This is a genomic window from Hydrogenophaga taeniospiralis CCUG 15921, from assembly GCF_001592305.1.
GTDB lineage: Bacteria > Pseudomonadota > Gammaproteobacteria > Burkholderiales > Burkholderiaceae_C > Hydrogenophaga > Hydrogenophaga taeniospiralis.
Genome location: NZ_BCWR01000034.1, coordinates 1 through 3,133, shown reverse-complemented (window position 1 = coordinate 3,133; position 3,133 = coordinate 1). Strand labels below are relative to the sequence as shown.

The window sequence follows — 3,133 nt, the reverse complement described above, 5'->3', positions numbered from 1 at the left end:
TTGGCCGTCATCGGCTAGGAAGTTGGCGTAGTTGTTCAGCGACATGGCCCAAGTGGGCCCAACGTGTTCGAGTTGGCTCTGGGCTAGCCGCTGCAATTTTTCGACCGACATGCGGGCGCACGCCAGTGCGTTGTTGTTGTCACCGATCTGGTTGTGCGCCGCCCCTAGATTGAGCAAGGCTGCTCCCCACCTTTCCCAGTCGTCCGCGCCAGGCCTTTTGGCGGACTCACAGCGCTTTTGGGCCTGGTCGCTCAAGGTCTGACGGATCAGCAGCTCAATACCGCCCAAGGGCAATACATCATGCTTTAAGTCACTTTCCAGCAGACCTGCAACTTGGAGTTTTAGAGCGGGCGACAGACGTTTGAAACTAGCCTCGGCTACCTGGGGCAGGGAGCTGGGGGTTTGCACGGTGACCCTGACGATCGCTTTGGCGCACGCCGCAAAGTGCGCGGTCAGGGCGTCTTCGATCAATGGGGTCAGGTCGGAGCGGTAGCGCAGCAGGCGCGACAAGACGGTAAGCGCGTGAAGACGTTGTGCCTCAGTGCCTGTCTTTCCCAGTACTGCAGTCAAGATGGCCGGACCGTACGTGCCCTGCAATTGCTGGGCGACCAGGGCTTCGCCCAGCAGGTCTGGGCGTAGTCCACCTAGACCTTGGGTTTCGGGGTAAAGCGGTACCAGTGCGTTGAACAGGGGCTTGAGCTGAGCGGCCTCGCCCTCGACAGAGCGCCAGAGAGGTTCAATATCTTTGGACCGGGCTGCGGGGCCGCTCAGCGTGACCAAGCTCATGAGCAGCGCGCAACTGCTTTCGTTAGAAGAGGTGCCGGTGGCTTTGTGCCAGTAGCGCTGTTCATGCCGCACTAGGGCCAAAGGCAAGGCCTCGGCCGAAGCCTGGCGCTCGCCCAGCAGGGCCAGCAGTGCGGCCATGTGCAGGTACAGGGGCTTGCCATAGGCGGTGGCATGCAAATCGGGTTGTATGTCAGGCGCGGCGCACTGCAACACAGTGGAAAAGGCGCGCAAGGCTTGTGCAAAAGCGATTTGCCGCTGTGAGGGGTTGTCGTACAGGGTGGGCACAGGGTAGGGACCTGTGGTGGCGGTACCGTTAAGCAGGGACTCACAGCGTGCATCGATACCAGGCAATTGCCCCCACCAGTCGCCGCTGCTGCGCGCCAGGAGCAGGAGGCGTACCTTGGGTTTGCTGGGCAGCGTCAAGGCCTGGGCCAGCAACTCCAGAAGCTGGAGGCTGCGCGTTTCCGCGTAGTCCAAGACGATCAAAATGGGGCGCTCGGCCTTTCCGAGTTCATGCGCCAGTGTGGCTGCCTCGCGGGGCTGGAGGTTGTGCCGTAAAAAGCCGCTGTACCAGCCTTGTTGGCGAAGGCGCTCGCACAACTCTAGGGCCAGCCTTGTCTTTCCCGCGCCGCCTTCGCCAGTTAGCAGGCGAACCCCGATGGGGTAGTCGGTTGCCGTGGCCCATTCCAGTTGCGCACTTAGGAAAGGCTCGCATTCTGGTGCAAAGGGGACCAGCGCTTCTTCCGCCCGCAACAGCTGGCTCGGGTGGAGCCCAGCCTGAGCGCTCCACCGCGGCAGGGGTTGGTCCAGCCATTGGGAAAAGGGGTGGGCTTTAGGGGCGGCCAGGGTGGGGCCATCGGGGCTGATGGGGCTGGTGGGGGCCACTGCGCTCGGCGCCATGTTCGGTGCTTGCCAGCCTAGTGCCTGGACAAACGCGTCAGCACCGTGGCGCCATGTGTATTCCTCCAGCAGGGTTGCTCTTAGCAAATGGGCTTTTTCTTGAAATTCTCTCTGTTGCTGTGCGACTTGGATCAAGGCCTCGGCGGTGGCTTGCTTGTCGGCCACGTTGAAATAAGGGGGCTGGTGGCTGCCCTTGATGTCCAGGGCATGCACCCATTGCTCGAGGTGCTTCTCCTTGAGCAATTGATAGACACCGCTTTTCTGGCTAAGGATCAATGGCACGCCCGCCGCAACGGCCTCCCAGGCGACCAAGCCAAATCCTTCATGCCAAGAGGTCATCAGGCAGACGCTTGCGGTGCGCAGTTCGTTAAACAGCTCTTGCCGATTGTGGCAATAGGGCAGGGCTTGCAGATTGATGGCACGATGGGCATGTTCCTCAGCGAACGCTCTGAGTTCTTGCTCGGCATCGGCGAAGCCGGGGTCTATGGGGGCTTCCATGTCAATGCCGCGAAGCAGGATCTTGGGTTCTCCCGCACCTTTGAGGCTGTCGGGTAGGCCAACAGTGCAATCGCACTGACGCACGGCGTGGGCAAATCCGGCCACCCCGAGTTGCGCTTGTTTAATTTTTCGCGCCCCAGCGTCCAATCGCCCGCTGATGAAAGCGATGAACTTCCTATGGTGCTTCTTGACCTCAATCTCCGCCAAGCCAGGAACAAGCATCGGGATCTCAGAATTGAGCACATCAAGCATGTCCGCCAGTGCATCGCGCAACAATGGGCCCACGGCCATGCGCACAGTGGCAGCTTCAAACAGTGTTTTCTGCAGATGCTGTTTTCCCGCTGCTGTCTGGCTGTTTTCCGCAAACGACTCGTAGTGGTCGTAGCTCATGTGGTGAATGAGCGCAGAGCGGCCACCATGCTCAGCGGCCATGGCGTTTGCGATGGCTCCGGTAATGCGGTCGTGGCCTAGCCACACGGTGTTCGAAAAATCGAGCGCGTCCAGTTTCGACGCCACCAGAGGGGCGTGCTCAGGGCCCATCGCCCCGGTTGAAAGACCCAGGTTGATCAATGTGACTTGGTCTTGGGCCCGTGCGGTTTGGATGTCCACTTCGTCACATGCCGCGACGAAGCAGATCACGCGCAACCACTGCCAGTGTGCGGCCGCGATGGCCTGCAGCAGGTCCGTGTTGAAGGCATTGATCCCTCCAAACTTCGGCCCCCAGGAGGTGGCAAAGGCCACCAGAGTGAACGGCTTTGTTGTAGTTGAGCTCATGGGTGGGAACTGGTATGAAGCGGGCGAATGTGGTGTCAGAGAAAGCAGTGTGGCAGCCGTGCCCATGTGCAGATTAAGCCAAGTCCCGGTGGGTGCTGAATTAGTTCCTGACTCAGGCCACAACTTGAAGCCTTTGGGCGTTGTTTATGGCGCAAATCTTGCCAACGAGAGCAGT

The 3,133-nt window shown here is 60.2% G+C and carries 2 protein-coding genes; one reads left to right on the top strand and one right to left on the bottom strand.

The window, feature by feature from the left end; translation table 11 throughout:
- On the bottom strand, positions 1-2,925 hold a 2,925-nt coding region (locus tag HTA01S_RS24340), incomplete at its 3' end, for a glycosyltransferase (RefSeq protein ID WP_218017395.1).
- Between the two features lie 4 nt (positions 2,926-2,929).
- Between HTA01S_RS24340 and HTA01S_RS25805 the strand changes: the two genes are divergently transcribed.
- Positions 2,930-3,133, top strand: a 204-nt coding sequence (locus HTA01S_RS25805) for a hypothetical protein (protein WP_218017394.1), incomplete at its 3' end; no start/stop codon positions are given.